We start from the raw sequence: 516 nt of genomic DNA, 5'->3' as shown, positions 1-516 counted from the left end.
CGTCGGGCTCGCCCGCGCCGAGCAAGCCGGCCGCGGCAGCGCCGTCGTCGGCCTTCCACAGCACCGGAACGGCCCGAGCCAGGACCGTAGTTTCGGCAGGCTCTTCGAACCCGTTGCCGCTACTGAGCACGATGTCCACCAACTGGCCGGGCGACACCAACTGGACGGTGGAGGGGTCCGCGGGGCGCACGGGCACGGCCACCGTCTCCGGCGGCGCCCCGGTCAACAGGCCGGGACCGACGATCGAGGTGTCCACGACAGGAGAGCCGGCGCGCAGCGCCGTCGCCAGCCGCTGGCCCACCACCAGGGCCGGACTGTCGGCAGTTCCCTCGGGTACGGAACCGGCCGGCAGCTCGCCCAGCACCACATCGTCGGCGGACAGGTGGGCGCCGGCCGGGAGGTCGGACGCGGCGACCACCACGGAGTAGGTGGGGCTCGGCACAGGGGTCAGCTGCTGCACCACCAGCGCCGCGGCCGCACAGAGCAGCAGGGCGGCCAGCAGCCGGTAATGCCGGC

1 protein-coding gene is annotated in these 516 nt (G+C 74.2%); it reads right to left on the bottom strand.

All coding sequences use genetic code 11. The features are described from left to right. Positions 1 to 516: SAF domain-containing protein (locus AC5RUJ_RS18200; protein WP_494156513.1), on the bottom strand; the 516-nt coding region annotated here is incomplete at both ends.

It is taken from the genome of Arthrobacter sp. Y3223164, assembly GCF_059091005.1.
The sequence above is the reverse complement of the archived record's forward strand: the minus strand, read 5'-3'. Positions and strand labels throughout refer to the sequence as shown.